Source organism: Pseudomonas sp. Con_6 (assembly GCF_059379395.1).
The window spans coordinates 2898478-2913168 of record NZ_CM182011.1 but is presented as its reverse complement, the minus strand read 5'-3'; the positions used below and the strand labels follow the sequence as shown (position 1 = coordinate 2913168).

18 protein-coding genes, 1 other RNA gene and 1 pseudogene are annotated in these 14691 nt (G+C 60.8%); 4 read left to right on the top strand and 16 right to left on the bottom strand.

Annotated elements, in window-relative coordinates; all coding sequences use genetic code 11:
- Positions 1-299: 299 nt before the first annotated feature.
- The 15 genes from AC5QPF_RS13035 to AC5QPF_RS12965 all read right to left on the bottom strand — a co-directional run bounded on the left by AC5QPF_RS13035 (position 300) and on the right by AC5QPF_RS12965 (position 8972).
- Complete coding sequence (locus tag AC5QPF_RS13035) at positions 300-752, bottom strand: Mor transcription activator family protein (protein WP_494963604.1); 453 nt, start codon at positions 750-752, stop codon at positions 300-302.
- Positions 745-1149, bottom strand: coding sequence for a phage protein GemA/Gp16 family protein (locus AC5QPF_RS13030; protein ID WP_494963603.1), 405 nt, complete (start codon positions 1147-1149; stop codon positions 745-747). Before AC5QPF_RS13030 ends, AC5QPF_RS13035 begins: the two co-directional genes overlap by 8 nt.
- Positions 1146-1826, bottom strand: coding sequence for a DUF7168 domain-containing protein (locus AC5QPF_RS13025; protein WP_494963602.1), 681 nt, complete (start codon positions 1824-1826; stop codon positions 1146-1148). Before AC5QPF_RS13025 ends, AC5QPF_RS13030 begins: the two co-directional genes overlap by 4 nt.
- 21 nt (positions 1827-1847) lie before the next feature.
- A complete protein-coding gene (locus AC5QPF_RS13020) occupies positions 1848-2255 on the bottom strand; it encodes a hypothetical protein (protein WP_494963601.1) in 408 nt (135 codons plus the stop codon).
- Between the two features lie 8 nt (positions 2256-2263).
- Positions 2264-2335, bottom strand: an RNA gene (locus AC5QPF_RS13015) — hammerhead ribozyme type II.
- Positions 2334-2567 (bottom strand): hypothetical protein, encoded by a 234-nt coding sequence (locus tag AC5QPF_RS13010; RefSeq protein ID WP_494963600.1) that lies wholly within the window; start codon positions 2565-2567, stop codon positions 2334-2336. Before AC5QPF_RS13010 ends, AC5QPF_RS13015 begins: the two co-directional genes overlap by 2 nt.
- A gap of 31 nt (positions 2568-2598) precedes the next feature.
- Positions 2599-3240, bottom strand: a complete 642-nt coding sequence (locus AC5QPF_RS13005; RefSeq protein ID WP_494963599.1) for a DUF3164 family protein — start codon at positions 3238-3240, stop codon at positions 2599-2601.
- Entirely contained in the window at positions 3240-3710 is a 471-nt protein-coding gene (locus tag AC5QPF_RS13000) for a hypothetical protein (RefSeq protein WP_494963598.1), read from the bottom strand. The genes AC5QPF_RS13005 and AC5QPF_RS13000 overlap by 1 nt, the downstream gene beginning before the upstream one ends.
- Positions 3703-4197 carry an HI_1489 N-terminal domain-containing protein gene (locus tag AC5QPF_RS12995; protein WP_494963597.1) on the bottom strand — a complete coding sequence of 165 codons (495 nt, stop codon included), beginning with the start codon at positions 4195-4197 and terminating at the stop codon, positions 3703-3705. Before AC5QPF_RS12995 ends, AC5QPF_RS13000 begins: the two co-directional genes overlap by 8 nt.
- Entirely contained in the window at positions 4197-4688 is a 492-nt protein-coding gene (locus tag AC5QPF_RS12990; protein ID WP_494963596.1) for a hypothetical protein, read from the bottom strand. Before AC5QPF_RS12990 ends, AC5QPF_RS12995 begins: the two co-directional genes overlap by 1 nt.
- The gene (locus AC5QPF_RS12985) at positions 4672-5046 is read right to left on the bottom strand and encodes a hypothetical protein (RefSeq protein ID WP_494963595.1); all 375 of its coding nucleotides are present in this window, start codon (positions 5044-5046) and stop codon (positions 4672-4674) included. The genes AC5QPF_RS12990 and AC5QPF_RS12985 overlap by 17 nt, the downstream gene beginning before the upstream one ends.
- Positions 5043-5822, bottom strand: a complete 780-nt coding sequence (locus tag AC5QPF_RS12980) for a winged helix-turn-helix transcriptional regulator (RefSeq protein ID WP_494963594.1) — start codon at positions 5820-5822, stop codon at positions 5043-5045. The genes AC5QPF_RS12985 and AC5QPF_RS12980 overlap by 4 nt, the downstream gene beginning before the upstream one ends.
- A complete protein-coding gene (locus tag AC5QPF_RS12975; RefSeq protein WP_494963593.1) occupies positions 5822-6544 on the bottom strand; it encodes an AAA family ATPase in 723 nt (240 codons plus the stop codon). Before AC5QPF_RS12975 ends, AC5QPF_RS12980 begins: the two co-directional genes overlap by 1 nt.
- Positions 6545-6606: 62 nt before the next feature.
- Positions 6607-8640, bottom strand: a complete 2034-nt coding sequence (locus AC5QPF_RS12970) for a Mu transposase C-terminal domain-containing protein (RefSeq protein WP_494963592.1) — start codon at positions 8638-8640, stop codon at positions 6607-6609.
- 44 nt (positions 8641-8684) lie between these two features.
- Entirely contained in the window at positions 8685-8972 is a 288-nt protein-coding gene (locus tag AC5QPF_RS12965) for a helix-turn-helix domain-containing protein (RefSeq protein ID WP_494963591.1), read from the bottom strand.
- Positions 8973-9211: 239 nt separating this feature from the next.
- Here AC5QPF_RS12965 and AC5QPF_RS12960 point away from each other — a divergent pair, with 239 nt between their 5' ends.
- The 4 genes and pseudogenes from AC5QPF_RS12960 to AC5QPF_RS12945 all read left to right on the top strand — a co-directional run bounded on the left by AC5QPF_RS12960 (position 9212) and on the right by AC5QPF_RS12945 (position 13544).
- Positions 9212-9889 carry a S24 family peptidase gene (locus AC5QPF_RS12960; RefSeq protein WP_494963590.1) on the top strand — a complete coding sequence of 226 codons (678 nt, stop codon included), beginning with the start codon at positions 9212-9214 and terminating at the stop codon, positions 9887-9889.
- Positions 9890-10170: 281 nt separating this feature from the next.
- The gene (locus tag AC5QPF_RS12955; RefSeq protein WP_494963589.1) at positions 10171-10671 is read left to right on the top strand and encodes a sigma-70 family RNA polymerase sigma factor; all 501 of its coding nucleotides are present in this window, start codon (positions 10171-10173) and stop codon (positions 10669-10671) included.
- A 4-nt stretch (positions 10672-10675) separates the two neighbouring features.
- The gene (locus AC5QPF_RS12950; protein ID WP_494963588.1) at positions 10676-11614 is read left to right on the top strand and encodes a FecR domain-containing protein; all 939 of its coding nucleotides are present in this window, start codon (positions 10676-10678) and stop codon (positions 11612-11614) included.
- 104 nt (positions 11615-11718) lie between these two features.
- Positions 11719-13544 (top strand): annotated as a pseudogene (locus AC5QPF_RS12945) (TonB-dependent siderophore receptor).
- Here AC5QPF_RS12945 and AC5QPF_RS12940 read toward each other — a convergent pair.
- Positions 13538-14620 (bottom strand): XAC2610-related protein, encoded by a 1083-nt coding sequence (locus tag AC5QPF_RS12940; RefSeq protein ID WP_494963587.1) that lies wholly within the window; start codon positions 14618-14620, stop codon positions 13538-13540. The pseudogene AC5QPF_RS12945 and the gene AC5QPF_RS12940 overlap by 7 nt on opposite strands.
- Positions 14621-14691: the final 71 nt, after the last annotated feature.

Genomic DNA, 14691 nt, shown 5'->3' with positions numbered 1-14691 from the left:
AGGGATGGTTTGATCGAGAGGAACAGTCGCGCGCTACTTGGCGCTGGTGCACGGCGAGCCGTGAAATGACGTATGTGCGCCACTCTTTCGGGCAATCGTCGATCAGCTTTCTACGAGCCACCGCGCAGCGTTCGTCAATGACGCGCTGGGCGTATTCTGCGGAGTGGGGTTCGTGTTCAAACATGGTCGAATCTGCCAGGGTGTGTGGACTTGGCTAGATTCGCGCGCTATCGAGAGCAACTGAGTTTCTTGCGCACGCAAGAAAAACCCCGCTCGGTGGCGGGGTTGGAAGGGGGAGGCTAGTGCAGCCGTGGGGGCAGGTCTTCGTATCCGAACAAGTCGGGCTCTGCCCGGCGGTGCAGCTCGCGCTGGCGGGCAATGATGTCATAAACGGCCTGGCTTGAGAGGTCGAACTTACGCGCCAGTTCGTCGACGCGCGTGTTGTGCTCGCGCCAGTGGCGGAAGATCTCGGCGTCCCGCAGTGCCCTTTTCAACCGGTCCCCGCGCGGAATGTAGACGACCGACCCGCCCATGACGTCGCAGATCGCGAACACGACCGCGCGGGCAATGATCGGCACCTGGTCCTGGTCATTCGGCAGCACCTCGCGTAATTTGAGTTCCGCGAGCGTAGACATCTCGATCAACGTACCTTCCCAGCGCGTCAGCACTACGGGGTCGTTCATCAGTGCCAGTACCTTGGCCGGGTCCAGCTTGTCGACGTCTGCGCTATCGAACAGCTCTCCGTTACTCATGCTGCCTCCCATGTCGTTTGGCGTCTTTCGCCAGAGCAGTGACGACGCCGCGCAACTGCTCGGGGTTCAGCCACTCCACTTTTTCCACCTTGTACAGCCGCTTGGCGATGCCGTCCCCGTACTCCCATGGCCGGCCTGCTGACGCGAGCTGCGCCTCGATCTTGCCCACAAGCTTCGCGCGATCTGCTGCGGGTTTGGGCTTCGCGCGACCTGGCTTCGCCTTCCAGCCAAGACGCTCCAGCTCATGCAGAACCTTCGCGACTTCCAGCGGGGTCAGATCCTTGGAGGACGACTTGCCGGCAACCCGGACCAACATGGCCCGGTAGGTGTCATCGTCCAGTTGCAGATCCTTCTTGGCGATGTGGATCTTGCTCAGTTGCTTATTGCGGTTGCTCATGACGCCTCCAGTGCCGGCCTCGGCGTGCCGGTCATGCCGTGGTTCAGGCGCACGTCCGATGCGGCCAGTAGGCCATGCATGGAGTCACTGAGTGCACGCAGACCGAACCGCTGGCGAGTAGTCGCAGCTCGGTCGCGTGGCTTCTTTTGCACCGTGTCTGGGTAGTGATGGGAGAGGTACAGCTCCACTGCTGGCGACAGCTCGGCATTTGTGAATTGCATCACCTGCTCGTATACCGCTGATACCCAGGCTTCACAGAACACGTCCGCACGCTTGATCTTCGTCGCAGGCTTGCAGCGCTTCAGCGTCGTCAGAATGAAATCCCGCCGCGCCTGGCGGATCTGCCGCAACAGCACGGTCATTGTGTAGCTCGCGACTTCCGCAATCTCACCGACGAAGTTCCAGCGCCCGATGCCGCTGGCGAACAGCACCTTGCAGGCGTACGCCTTCGCCACGGTCTGCGACAGTTGGCTTTCCCACTTCGCAGGCGTCACCTTGGAGCCCGCGACGGCGGTACTCACTTCGACGCCCGACATGTCGACGTCCGCCTGGCCGGCGCCGTGCTCTTTCATCAGCGCGCGGGCCTGGCGCATCGCCGCTGCCGCCTCATGCGGATTGGCGCTGGTCGCCAAGCGCAGGCACTTCTTGATTTTGTCTAGGGCCTTTTTACGGTCCATGATTTTCCCTATCCGTGCGGCTCAGTGAATGCGTTCGATCTTGGTGTTGTTGGCCTCAAGGTGCTTCTTCAGTGAGTTGAAGCTCGACCAGTCCCAGCTAAGGGAGGTGATGACCTTCGCTGCCAGTTCATCGGCCCGCTTCTTGCCATAGGCCTTGCGGTGAAGCGCGATCTCGGCAGCGGAGTACAGTTTCTTGTTGGACCGGCGATAGAAGCGGCGCGCTTCGTCGTGAACCGGTTTCCCGCCATGGTCCACGCTCAGCCAGGCCCCTTTGATGGAGTCGTTGACGTAGATGTTTGTGCACCAGCTCCGCTTACCAGGTTCGATGTACTGGATCAGGTCCACGCGAAAGCCATCGCACATCAAAGCCATCTGCCCATAGGGCGAGTCCATCTGTTCCTTTAAATCGTCCCAATCCGACTGTTGCATGTCTCAATCCTCGGCTGCTCGTCAGTACCCGGCCACCATGGCGGGCAGACCACCCCGGACAAGCCGAGGCGGTTTCGCTTAGTGGATGGTCGGTTTGGTTTGAAGCAGCTCGCGGGTGGCCTTGCAGACTTCGCAGTCACAGCCAGGCATAGCCGCGTTGATCGGCAGGGCGATGCGGCCCAGCAGTTTTACGCCGTTCATCATGGCGTCCACCACCCGCCCGGCGGGGGTGCTGTGCAGGTCGCTCTGGTTGTCGATGCTGATAGAAACTGCGCCTTCGCTGTCGTCGACGGTGATTTGGATCTTAGCCATTGGTACTACTCTCGATTCGGTCGTGTGGGGATCAGTGCAGGGTTGCCGGTGCCTGGTCGGCGACGAAGATGCTCGCGATGTCGAGCGGGATCGGTGCGTACTGATCCGTCGTGCCGATGCGCTCGTACACGCGGATGTAGCTCTTCGAGCCCACGACCTGGACCGCTTCGCCAATGGCTTTCATGGCACGCACCCAGCGTTTGTCCTGGATCTCCAACCGACGCAGCCCGAGGACGCGACCGGTGCTGATTTCCCCGGCCTTGTCCGCCCGGAATGCTTCGTTGACCAGGACGCGCACCTCACTGCGCGCGTCCTGCGTCCATTCGGCGGCACACTCGTCGATCAGCGCGCGAGCCGCTTGCAGGCGCTCGTCGAACTTGATCGAGTCCTGCACCGCGTGGACGATCTTGTAGCGGCCATCGAACGACAGGAGGGTAACGTTGCCCTTCTTGCCGCCGATGGTGGCCTTGTACTGCTCGGCCGACATCTCGACGAACGCCTTGATGTCGCCAAATGCAGACGTCTTGAACTGACTCAGCGCCGCCGACACAGCCTTGGCGCGGCCTACCAGCTCGTTGACCAGCTCGTCGCGAGCCAGGTCAATCGGCTTGATCAGTTCTTCCGGGACCAGGTGGCCTTTGGCGTCCTGGCGAAAACCTTGTGGGATGTTCATCAACTGTTTTCCATGTTCGTTTGTTGAGTGGCCTGGCCTTGCTGCGCAACTGCCTTCATGGCCTGTTTTTTTGAGTCTTCGATTTGCTCGTCCGATTTGAGTGCTGCGTCTGGATTCGCCCTGCGCTTCATCGTCGCCATCAGCCCATCCAGCGCGGCATTTCCGGTCTGTATCTGCTTGCCTGTTCGCTTCGGTTTCGGGATCTGCAACGGTGCCTCGGCCGCCGGCATAGCGCGCAGCAACTGAGCCGGTGCTGGCCACCGCTCGCAGGTTGCGAACAACGTTTCAAACCCCTTGCGAATCCGAGGCGCGTCGACGTGTTCCTCGCGTTGGCTGCCCTTGCTGAGCGCGACCAGCCAGACGTCGAGCGTCAGCGTGATTGCGTCGGCCGCAGGGGCGCCATCGAGCCTCAACGCGACCAACCCCATCAGCCCCGTGCCGACTTCGCGCTCTAGCCATTTCTCAGCCACGGAGCCTGGCCTCCAGCGCGCTCAGGGCTGCAACGGTCTGGCTTTCCCTCCGTGGTGCCGGCTGCACACCGCGTCCGTCCGGTGCCAAAGCCAGCGCCGTGTTAGTCGCCCCAGGTTGGTACTGGGTCATGACCTGGTACAGCCAGCCATGGCCCTTGAGCGGCGTGACGAGCTTTCCGCTTTCACGCGCTGCGAGGGTCTGCTCGATGGCCCACAACCAGCACTCGGGCGGTGCCCCGTAAGCCACGCCGCCGCGCTCGATGCGTTGCGCCTGGACGTCAGGCAGCAACTCGCCGAGCAGCTTCGCGACGCGGTCCATGGTCAGCTCGCGAGTTTCAGGGCGGAACATTCCGAGGTAGCGCACCAGGGCGTTACCGAGCGGGCCGGACATCTTGAAGGCGATACCCAGCGCCTCGCGGGCGCCGTCGTGGGCAATCAGGGCGTCCAGGGACAGGGTCGTCCCGCAGTTAGGGCAACGTGTCCGCATCAGTGGACCTCCACCGGGCGGACGCTGAGCCGTCCGCCGCAGGCCGACGCGATGGGCGCAGGGTGATTACGGAACCAAGCGACCTGTGCCGGAGACCACTCGCCATCGTCAGCGGCAGGAGGTAGGAGGCGGTGGTAGGCCTCCACCAATTGACGAAACTCTTCCGCCACCTCTTGCGTGGGAAATGAGCGGATTGGCGTTCCGTCGCCGGCCTCGACAAGCCAGGTTTCTTTTGCGACGCCGAGCACACCGACTACAGATTTTTCCGACAACGCGGAACTGAACGAAACGTTCGCTGTCGCATCGGACGGTAAGTTATGCCCGTGCTCTCGGATGGCGAAAAGAAGGCGGTCCAACTGGGCGGCCTGGTGGCCTGCTGAGCGGTACGACACGGCGAACCCAACGCACTGCCCTGCGAACTGAAGCCGGATCATGCCTGCGCCCCTTACATGGATCTGAATTGCTGGTACTGCCTTAGTGAACTGCTGCATTTCCGTTGCCTCCACAGTTGGGGTTGAGCGGGCATTGCTGGCAGATGCGCCAGTGCTGCATTGCCATTGGGTTGTGAGTCGGAGCGGAGCGCTGGTAGTAGCCCTGGCACTGCTCGACGGTCAGCGGTTCGCCGAGTGCCGGGCAGTCGATACGGCCAAGAGCATCCATCACGCGACGCTCAACGTGGGCCGTGCTCGGGCTGGAGTACTTGTTTGCGAGAATCAGGCTGACCGTGGTGCGACTCATGCCGATCCGGGCGGCGGCTTTTCCCCGGTCGGTTGCGATGGTCTCAGCGGCAAGCAACCGGACAAAGAGGGGCGGCTCTGCGCCCCAACCGGAGATATCGACCTTGGTCATTGCAGACCTCCAGAATCTCCCGGCTCGGCCAACTCAAGGCGGGTGCGCTCGACCAGGTCGCCAGCAATATTCCCTTTCCCGTTGGTAGCGGCTTCAAGCCATTCACCGAGCAGATCACGGCTGCGGATCAGTGCAATTCCGGGCTCGACCAGACTGCGGTCAGCGTTGATGGAACCCGTCGTTTTCACATAGACAAGCTTGCTCAAGTTCGGGTCGTAGATCTGAAGCGAGTCAATTTGTCGAATTTCGGGCGGACGAGGGCCGGTGTTACGGCCCCTGACGAGACTGTAGGTATCTGGCGATTGCGGGCCGTTATGGCGTCTTTCAAGGTATCCGGCTTCCACCAGTGCGAACACATACTGGCGGACCTTGGACGGGTTAAGTGCCGCGCTCCCGACGGAGGCGGTCTGAAAAAGGTCGGAGAGTGTCAGATCGCCTTTCAGAATCCTGATGCTCCGCCAGATATTCTCTGTCGCAAGATGTGCATACGTGCGCTGGCCTTGAGGGTTCAGACGCGGATGGTCGACGCCTTCGTCCCGTAGAAGCGCGTAGACTTTGCTATCCCTTCCCCTTGGAGCGGTAGGCTCAAAAACAAGCTGGACCAGTCCCGCTTGTATCAGAGCTTTGACATAACGGTTGATGGACTGCGGGCTCTGACCGCTTCGGCGTGCGATGTCATTGACCGAAAATCCTTGTGCTAGCACACGAATGGATTCCCAGATCCTTTGCCGTGGTTCTTTCGGCCCTTGAACGACCAGGTGATGTTTGGCACCCATTAGCGAGCCCTCCGAGAAGGAGCTTCGCCAGTGAACCAGCCACGCTTACCCCAGGTCGCGAGGTCTACGCGATCAATCATGTTTGCCGAGGCTTCGCCCTGCACCCGATGCAAGTTGACGGCGGCACGGCGCAGACAACCGTGAGTAACACGGGTCAGCTCTTCCAGAAGATCGTCCGCGATATGTAGTTGCGGGTAGTTCGCACCTGCGAATTTGCGAAGATCCGCGACGGTTGCGGGCTGCGCTGGTACCCATTCGAGCACCCGGTTGTGGAGGCGCTCAAGTTTGACCAACGAGGTAGGGACGCGCTCTTCGCCGATCAGGACGATGGTCCCTTGGCTCGCGTTGTACAGGTCGGTCAACACGTTGGCGATAGACTTATCGAGCATGTACTGCACGTCGTCGACGATAAGCGGACGCATTGATCGCGATAGCTGTTCAGCGATCTGATCCAGCATTTCGCTGAGTGTGCGCCCGGGCATGACACCCATCTCTTTCAGAACGGCTAGCAAGAATGCTTTCTTGGTCCAAGTATCCCGGCATTCGACGTAGTAAGCCTGGTGAGCGTTTGCTGCGTAGGCTGCTGCAACACTTTTACCCAGCCCACTTGGGCCGTACATCACTACCACCCCGGGCATTCCTGCGGGGCGTGCCTGAGCACGCTGCAAGGCCCCACCCAGCAAACCAACATTGGTTAACGCAACGACTTTAGTTACACTCACTTCGCTTACTCCTGTAAATCGGCGTGTTGGCGCACGCCGGCAGTACAAACGCGGGCTGGCAATCAGCCCGCGTGCTTTTCAAATCCTTCCATCAGATCACGCTGATAAATCAGGTCAGGATGGGTCGAGTAGGCTTTCCACCAGCGAGCCTGATCAGCATTCAAGGTCTCTCCCGCCGACTGCCTCTGATCTAACTCAGTCCACAACTCGTAGCGCGCTACGTCGGTTCTTGGAATGTCGAAGGCGTCTTGTCGGAGTTGCATGTCTTCTGCATACCCCAATGCTGCGGCTCGCTCACCTTCGCTCAGGTGCGCCGACGGGGCAGACGTGGGAGCAATCATTTCGACTCGGTGCCCTGTCAGTGTTTCCAACTTATCCCGTGCTCGTTTGAACTGGCCTTTTTCCCGCTTATCGCGTGCCTGCTCCACCATGGTTCTAGGCATGTAGTCGGTACTATTCCCATCGAGCATTGCAGGGCCGATCAGCTCACCGTCAAAGGTGTATGCCCAGACCTTGCTAGAATCTCTAACGTCGTATGCAATGCGTATTTCTTGTCCATGAAAGGCTGTTAGATCTGCCATGAAATAATTACTTCCGGCCCACGCGATTTCTCCTCGCCGAGTAGTACGTATGACTTGGGGGCGCATCAGTGACTCGATCACTTCAACAGACGCATGCATAGGCTCCCAACCTTCGGAGATTGCTTTCTCCCAGGCTTCGTTTGGCGTCATATGCCTCAACTGCAAATTTTGTGGGTCGCGAACCTTGTCTAGTCCTCGATGGGGAGTGCTGTTATAAATTTCCACTTCCTGCTCGATACCCGACATGAATACACTGAACTCAGGGATTAGTTGAGTCTTCCCAGACTGCCGGAGCTGGCTCCGCCCGATGCGATGAACCTTCGTGCCCGCATGTTTATCCATGTCTGAACCGATATAGGAGGTGAGCTTCTTCGCAGCACGAACCCATATAGTCTGATGGCCCCGCTCTGATAGTCCTCGGGCTTGGCTGTTGTATGGCAAAGAGTGGGTTATTGTTCCGCCCAAACGGTCCACAACCTCACGTACAGCCGTATTGGTGAAACCTGCTCCGTTGTCGACATAGAAGATTGAGAACATGCATTCTCGAATTGCATCCCGAAGCGCGTCTAGGACACCAATGGCCGACTCAGCCTCACCCACTGAAACACCAACTACTCTCCGTGTGGCCACATCAAGTACCGTCGTGATTTCTGGACGATAAGGCTTTCCAGTAATCGGATTGATCACCTCGGCATCAAATTTGTGACCGTCGGCTGTGTATACATCCCCTGGAAGAAGATTTTTAGTAGAGCGTCGACGAAATGGTTGTAGCGCTTTGAGTTCTTGAGAACTCATCCGGCCAACGTTCAAAGCCTCCGGCGACATTTTTTTTAAAAAACGCTGTACAGCATGGATACTGGGAGCAACCCCATCCCATTTATCAGAAAACTCCGCATAGCTGGCAGCAACACTAGGCTTGGTCGGTCGCTGATAACAACGTAGAAATGCTGGTACCCATTCTGGGATATCCAAACTCGCTCGTTGGCGCAATGGGGCGAGCGCCGTTTCATTCTTATCCGCAGCACGCCAAGCCGACAACCAACGCTTTAGCGTTCGCTCGGACAAACCTCGACCGTCCGTCTTCCGATCGTTAGCAAGCTCGATTCTTTCCTGCAAATATTGCGAAAGCTGTCCGTCTTGAGCGTGTTTTACCAAAGTATCAATTGCGGCTTTCTGAGACGTGAACTCCGTAAGGCGTTCAATCTCCCGGCAAAATGCCAGCCGTGCCAGCATCACAGAGCGTTGTTTTTGGTTGAGGCGCGTGTACTTGGCCTCGTCTTCCGCACTCGCCAAGACTGGCGCAGCGACTGCCGAGTCATCCAAGAACTTTGCGAGAATTGCCGTTTGTGTTTCTGCCGGCAGATCCGTGAGGCAATACTCTACCGCTTTGGAGCCCGCACGCTTGCGGCCTTGCCATTCAGCTTTCCCTCGAATTTGGATTGCCCTTTCGGTTCCGGGCATGCCTGGCAATCCCGCTAGCTCGCGAGCTGTAAAATAGCCAAGTTGATTGTTCATCTATCCGAACCTGTTATGTGTTCTTGGTAATAAGCGTTAGACTTCTAGCCGTTTTCCGAAGGCGACCCGCTGCGCGTGCTTCGCTGTCGGTTTGGGGTTCCGTCACTGTTCCAGCGCTCCGGCCAAATCTGCTCAGGCTTGAGGTCGATAGCTTTGGCAATGGCCGTTTCCATCCTTGGGTAAGGACCGCGCTTCACGTTGTGGAGAGCGTTGCGTTCAACTCCCAGTTTCCGAGCAAGCGCAGACAGCGAGGTGCCGTGTGCACGGAGCTGGAACTTGAGCCACTCCCAACGCAAAGCAGGATCCTTCGGAATTCCGTTAGCTGGTTTCATTTTCTGTATCCGTGGCCACTGAAAAAGGTGGTTTTTTTAGGGGTTCTAACGTTCCCTTGTGAATAAGCTAGCCGTTTTCGGAAGGTCGCACAACAGAAAACGGAAGATTCGCTTTCGGTTTTTGGCATTTACTTGCCGGAAAATGACGCAAGCCACTGATTTACCAACAGTTTTTCGGAAAGCGAAATTTCGGATTGCCTGACAAACGGCATTTCGCTTTCCCTCCACTGGAAAACGAAATGTCCGATATAGATAGCCAAGCGTTCGCCAGGGCCTTGGGAGAGCGCATCAGGACCTGTGCAGGCATAGCGGGGAGTGGTGAGGAGCTTTCTCGTAGGGCGGGAATCCCCAGGAGCACCCTGGAGTCGTACCTAAACGGCGAGAGTGAACCCAAGGTTTCTCGCCTGCTCGCGATTGCGCAAGCCGTAGAAGCTGATATTGAATGGCTTGTGACAGGAAGGCATCGCCAGGTCGCCGCCGATGCACCAGCAGGCGACGACGTTTATGCCTATGTTCCGCTATATGACGCTCATATCAGCCAAGGATATGGAGCGTGGACCGAAGGCGCCAAGGTGCTGACCAAGCTCGCTTTCACGCGCTATAGCCTGCGTAAGAAAGGACTTGTCCCAGAGATGCTGGCGGCGGTGCGGGTGGACGGAGACTCGAACGAGCCAATCTTGGGCGACGGCGATACCGTGATGGTCGACCTCAGCCGCAACGTCTTACAGGGCGAAGCATTCTACGTCATACGCCTCGATGACCTTCTGTACGCCAAACGCGTGCAACGCCTCTATGACGGTAGCGTGAAGATAATCAGCGCAAATACCGCTTATGACCCTATGGTCGTTCCTCCAGATCAACTGGGGTCGCTCCACATCATCGGCCGGGTGGTTTGGGCCGGCGGCTGGATGATCTGAAACCCGAATGCCAAAGAGCCCGCTAAATTCGGGCTCTTTGGATCAAAGTCGGGATTTTCTGCTTAGCGCCTATTTGGCCTCGTTTTTTTTGACCTGGCAGCCCTATAACCCCCGTCGTTCCTGCCTTCTCCCACTTCCCCCCGTTTCTTCCCTCCTCATTTCGTTTAGTGCCATACACAACACCTCCCCACACGATGAGGCCCGAAAGCCCGACATCTTGTTATCTCCCTCTACGTGAGCCAACAATACAGAGAATTATTCTCAATACCTCATCCACGCCCATGTCCCCATCCGACCCCACCGCCCTGCACCACCTCTTCCAGCAACACAACGGCTGGCTGACCCACTGGCTGCGCACGCGCCTGGGCAACTCCAGCGATGCCGCGGACCTGGCCCAGGACACCTTCGTCCGCGTCCTCGCCGCACGCAATGTCGACGCCATCCGCGAGCCGCGCACCTACCTCAGCGCCATCGCCCGCGCCCTGATGATCGATCGCTTCCGCCGCAACGCCGTGGAACAGGCCTACCTCGATGCCCTGGCCCTGCGCCCGGAAGCCGTGGACATCTCCCCGGAAACCCGCCTGCTGATCATCGAAACCCTGACCGCCATCGACGCCATGCTCGACGAGCTCGGCGAACGCACCCGCGAGATCTTCCTCGCGGTGCAACTGGAAGGCCTGAGCTACGTGGCCGTGGGCGAGCGCCTCGGGGTCTCGGTGACCACGGTGAAAAAGCACATGGTCCGCGCCATCACCCATTGCCTGCTGTTGGCCCAGGCCTGACGCCATGCTCGATCGCGAAGTGCTGCAAGCCGCCGCCACCTGGTACGTCAACCTGAGCGCCGATCCGACCTGCGAGGACGAACGCAAGGCATGGCGCCTCTGGCTGGCGCAGGATGTGCGCCACGCCGAGGCCTGGACCCAGGTGGAGCAACTGCAACAGCGCATGGCCCTGCTCTCCCCGGACACCGCCCTGCCCGCCCTGGCCGATGTCCGCGCCCGACGCCGTGCAGTGAACAAGGTCCTCGGCCTGCTGCTGATGACCGGCGCCGGGGGCGCCAGCCTGCTGGCGGTGGAGCCATTGTCGGCGCGCATGGCCCAGTACCGCACGGCCAAGGGCGAACGGCGCCAGTTGCAACTGGCCGACGGCAGCCAGATGAACCTCAACACCGACAGCGCGGTGGACGTGCACTACGGCAACCAGCTACGTGAAATCCGCCTGCACCACGGTGAACTGCTGTTGCAGACCGCCAGCGACCCCGCCCGCAGGCCGTTGCTGGTGCATACCGGACAAGGCAGCGTGCGCGCCCTCGGCACCCGTTTCAGCGTCTACAGCCACGACGATCGCAGCGACGTGCAGGTATTCGAGCACGCCGTGGAACTGCGCGCCGCCGCCAACCCCGGCACCGTGCTGCGCCTCGACGCCGGCCAGCAGGCCAGCTTCGACGCACGCAGCATCACCCCGGCCCGCGCCCTGGACGACAGTAGCGACGCCTGGACCCGCGGCATGCTCATGGCCCTGGACTGGCCGCTACGCCGCGTGGTGGACGAACTGGCACGCTACCGGCCCGGCTACCTGGCCTGCAGCAACGCCGTGGCCAACCTGCGCGTGACCGGTGCCTTGCGCCTCGACGACACCGACACAGTGCTACAGAACCTCGCCACCGCCCTGCCCGTGCGCGTGCAGTCCCTGACCCGCTACTGGGTGCGCATCGACGCCGCGTGAAAAAACTTCTCCCCGAGGGGTTGCCGATTTTCATTCTCATCCGGCCAAGCACTGAAGCGGCGATCACTGCCGCACGTTTGCCACGCCAACCGAAGGAAATCCGCATGTCCCGTTCTGTCACCCAAGCGGCGAGCCCCCTGGCCCGTGCCGTGCACCTGGCCCTGTTGGGGCTGCTTGCCAGCCCCGTGATTGCGCTGCCGAGCCTGGCCGTCGCGCAGACGCAAACGGCCCGCTTCGATATCGCCCCGGGCCCGCTGGGTGTCGCCCTCAGCCAGTTCGCCGCCCGCGCCGGGGTGACCTTCTCCTTCCCCAGCGAGCAAACCCAGGGCCTGATGTCTCCCGGCCTGCACGGCGAGTACTCGGTGGACGACGGCCTCGTCCGCCTGCTCGAAGGCAGCGGCCTGCAGGCCCGCCGCGAAACCAATGGCAGCTACGTGCTCATGCCCCGCGCCGCCGGCGACGGCGCCCTGGAACTCACTGCCCTGAGCATTTCCGGCAAGGCCCCGGGCTCCACCACCGAAGGCTCCGGCTCCTACACCACCGAGTCGTCGAGCAGCTCGACCCGACTCAACCTGTCGCTCAAGGAAACCCCGCAGTCGATCACCGTGCTGACCCGCCAGCGCCTGGAAGACCAGAAGCTCGACAACCTCACCGACGCCCTCGATGCCACCACCGGCATCACCGTGGTCCGCGAAAGCCTCGGCGCCGACAGCACCGCGTATCTGTCCCGCGGCTTCGCCATCAGCAACTTCGAGATCGACGGCGTGCCGACCTCGTCGCGCATGGACAACTACACGCAAAACACCGCAATGTACGACCGCGTCGAAGTGGTGCGCGGGGCCACCGGCCTGATCAGTGGCCTGGGCAACCCCTCGGCCACCATCAACCTGATCCGCAAGCGCCCCACCGTCGAACCGCAGGTGCTGATCAGCGCCGAAGCCGGCAGTTGGGACCGCTACGGCCTGAGCCTGGACGTCGGTGGCGCGCTGAACGAGGCCGGCAACGTGCGTGCGCGCTTCGTCGCCGAGCAGAAGGACCAGCACGCCTGGATCGACCGCTTCAACCAGCACCTCACCACCCTCTATGGCATCGGCGAGCTGGATCTGGACGAGGACACCCTGCTCACCGCCGGCTTCAGCCACCAGATCACCAACAGCAACGCGCCGATGCGCACCGGCTTCCCGCTGTTCACCACCAACGGCGACCGTACCGACTTCAAGCGCTCGTTCAACACCTCGCCGGCCTGGTCTACGACCTCGATGACACCTGGACCGCCTACGCCAGCTACACGCAGATCTTCAACCCGCAGGGCAGCAACATTCGCGACGTCAACGGCACCCCGCTGGACCCGCAGGAAGGCACCGGCTACGAGATCGGGATCAAGGCCGGCTTTCTCGACGACCGTCTGAACACCAGCCTGGCCGTGTTCCGCGTCGAGCAGGACAACCTCGCCGTGGCCGATGGCAAGAACCTGCAACCCAGCGGTTTCCAGGCCTACAAGGCGGAAAGCGGGACCAGCAGCGAGGGTGTGGAATTCGAGGTCAATGGCGAGCTCGCCGAGGGCTGGCAGGTCAGCGGCGGCTACTCCTACAGCGTCAGCTTCGACTCGGATGACAAGCGCATCGTCACCGAGATCCCGCGCAACAGCGCGAAGATCTTCACCACCTACCACCTGCCTGGCGAGTGGGACAAGCTGACCGTCGGTGGCGGGGTCAACTGGCAGAGCGAAGCCGGCTACGCCCTGAGCTACGCCACCACCCAGAGCAGTTATGCGATCACCAACCTGATGGCGCGCTACCAGATCACCCCGGCGTTGTCGGCAACGGTCAACGTCAACAACCTGTTCGACCGGGAGTACCTGACCACCACGGCCGCGGGATTGTATGGCGCGCCGCGGAATTTCATGACGACGTTGCGGTATGCCTACTGAAGCAGGCCGGCCACCGCGTCGAGGGAACCCTCGACGCCACCCGGCTGCAGTTTCAGGTCGGTGACCTTGCCGCGCGCCTCGACCTGCATCTTCACCGGCTTGCCTTGGGCATCACCGAGGATGCGATAGGTCGTGTCGCCGCGGACGAAGCGCAACTGTCGGGCAGCCGCATCGTAGTCGATGCGCTCGCCGTCGTTTTCCGGATACAGCAGGACCGCCTCGTCGCTCTTGTCCAGGGCGACGTAGGCCGGCTTGTCGTCGTTCGGGCTCTTGAACAGGACGATACGCTTGCCCGCCGGGGCCAGGCGGAACGACAGCAACACCTGCGGCGCGTTGTCCGCATTCCAGTAGCGCCGGGTGCTGCTGACCAGCTTGCCGTCGCGGTTTTCACTGAGGGTCTCGACCACCAGCCCGGAGGGGTCGTTCTGGCCAATGGCGGCGCGACTCTTCAGCACCGGCTCGCCGTTTTCCAGGGTGTAGGTGCTGGACTCGTGCCAGCAGCAGCCGTCCTTGGTGAAGACGTTGATCTCCCGGGCCTTCTCGTCCACCGAGAACAGACCGCAGTACTGCTGGGCCAGTTCGGTGAAGGATGCGCTGTGGCGCAAACCGTCCGCAGTGCCGAGGAAGACCTGGTAGGACGGCCCGTGATAGCAACTGAACTGGCCGTCCATCAAGGCCAGGTCCTTGATGCCATCGAGGTTGAAGTCCTGGTAGACCACCACGCTCTGTTCGCCGTAGGGCAGCTCGTGGATATTGGCGCGCACTTCCTCGGAGCCAGGCTGCTGGTCCAGCACCAGTTCCTCGGAGCTCACCTGGATCAACGGCACGTCCCCCTGCTTGTCGTAGACGCGGATGATACCGGGGCGAAACACCTCGTCCTCGTCGCTGATTTCCAGGGTGGCGCGGTAACGCTCGGAGAAGTTCTCCAGCGGGTAGGTAGTACGGGGCAGGCCCTGGAAATGCGCGCTGTCCAGTTCGCCGCGGGTTTCGGTGGCGACGGCATGCAGTGGCGCGAGCGCGGCAAGGCCGCAGGCAAGCAGGCGAACCAGGGTTCGCGGGAGGGTGGAAGCCCGCACGGGGAGACTCCTGTCTGGTGAAGCGGAAAACGGGGATTCTAGCGGCAAATCTGGCAAAATCCCCGCCCATA

Coding starts and splice junctions, on each gene's coding strand:
- AC5QPF_RS13025 (WP_494963602.1), bottom strand. CDS start 1,826: ATGGACCGTAAAAAGGCCCTAGACAAAATCAAGAAGTGCCTGCGCTTG.
- AC5QPF_RS13035 (WP_494963604.1), bottom strand. CDS start 752: ATGAGTAACGGAGAGCTGTTCGATAGCGCAGACGTCGACAAGCTGGAC.
- AC5QPF_RS12955 (WP_494963589.1), top strand. CDS start 10,171: ATGTCCCCATCCGACCCCACCGCCCTGCACCACCTCTTCCAGCAACAC.
- AC5QPF_RS12995 (WP_494963597.1), bottom strand. CDS start 4,197: ATGCGGACACGTTGCCCTAACTGCGGGACGACCCTGTCCCTGGACGCC.
- AC5QPF_RS12950 (WP_494963588.1), top strand. CDS start 10,676: ATGCTCGATCGCGAAGTGCTGCAAGCCGCCGCCACCTGGTACGTCAAC.
- AC5QPF_RS13010 (WP_494963600.1), bottom strand. CDS start 2,567: ATGGCTAAGATCCAAATCACCGTCGACGACAGCGAAGGCGCAGTTTCT.
- AC5QPF_RS12985 (WP_494963595.1), bottom strand. CDS start 5,046: ATGACCAAGGTCGATATCTCCGGTTGGGGCGCAGAGCCGCCCCTCTTT.
- AC5QPF_RS12970 (WP_494963592.1), bottom strand. CDS start 8,640: ATGAACAATCAACTTGGCTATTTTACAGCTCGCGAGCTAGCGGGATTG.
- AC5QPF_RS13020 (WP_494963601.1), bottom strand. CDS start 2,255: ATGCAACAGTCGGATTGGGACGATTTAAAGGAACAGATGGACTCGCCC.
- AC5QPF_RS12965 (WP_494963591.1), bottom strand. CDS start 8,972: ATGAAACCAGCTAACGGAATTCCGAAGGATCCTGCTTTGCGTTGGGAG.
- AC5QPF_RS12960 (WP_494963590.1), top strand. CDS start 9,212: ATGTCCGATATAGATAGCCAAGCGTTCGCCAGGGCCTTGGGAGAGCGC.
- AC5QPF_RS12990 (WP_494963596.1), bottom strand. CDS start 4,688: ATGCAGCAGTTCACTAAGGCAGTACCAGCAATTCAGATCCATGTAAGG.
- AC5QPF_RS13030 (WP_494963603.1), bottom strand. CDS start 1,149: ATGAGCAACCGCAATAAGCAACTGAGCAAGATCCACATCGCCAAGAAG.
- AC5QPF_RS13005 (WP_494963599.1), bottom strand. CDS start 3,240: ATGAACATCCCACAAGGTTTTCGCCAGGACGCCAAAGGCCACCTGGTC.
- AC5QPF_RS12980 (WP_494963594.1), bottom strand. CDS start 5,822: ATGGGTGCCAAACATCACCTGGTCGTTCAAGGGCCGAAAGAACCACGG.